This is a genomic window from Hymenobacter terrestris (genome assembly GCF_013377905.1).
Lineage (GTDB): Bacteria > Bacteroidota > Bacteroidia > Cytophagales > Hymenobacteraceae > Hymenobacter > Hymenobacter terrestris.
The window spans coordinates 1-368 of sequence record NZ_JABKAV010000169.1 but is presented as its reverse complement, the minus strand read 5'-3'; the positions used below and the strand labels follow the sequence as shown (position 1 = coordinate 368).

Annotated in this window: 1 protein-coding gene and 1 pseudogene; both read left to right on the top strand. The window is 71.5% G+C overall.

Annotated elements, in window-relative coordinates:
- Nucleotides 1-119 (top strand): annotated as a pseudogene (locus HW556_RS19090) (IS3 family transposase); the annotation flags it as partial.
- Nucleotides 74-368, top strand: a 295-nt coding sequence (locus HW556_RS19085; RefSeq protein ID WP_218136976.1) for a DDE-type integrase/transposase/recombinase, incomplete at its 3' end; no start/stop codon positions are given. The pseudogene HW556_RS19090 and the gene HW556_RS19085, both read left to right, overlap by 46 nt.

Sequence of the window (368 nt, the reverse complement as noted above, 5' to 3'; positions counted from 1 at the left end):
CGCATCACAGCCAGCGCTACGGCACGCGCCGGCTGCGGGCCGAAGTGCAGGCGCAGGGTCACGCCGTGGGCCGCTGGCGCGTTCGGCGGGTGCTCCAAGCCCACGGCTTGCGCGCTCAGCAGCCCCGCTCGTTTGTGCCCCGCACCACCGACTCCGACCCGGCCGTGCGCGCCGCCCCCAACCGATTGCTGGGCCAGCTAGACCCACGGCCCCCAACCGGGTCTGGGTGGGCGACATCACGTACTTGCCCCACCAGGGTGGCGGCTGGCTCTACCTGGCCGTGTGGCTCGACCTCTGCTCGCGCAAAATCGTGGGCTGGGACGTGCGCGAGTCCATGCCCGAAGACTTGGTCAGCGAGGCATTGCGCT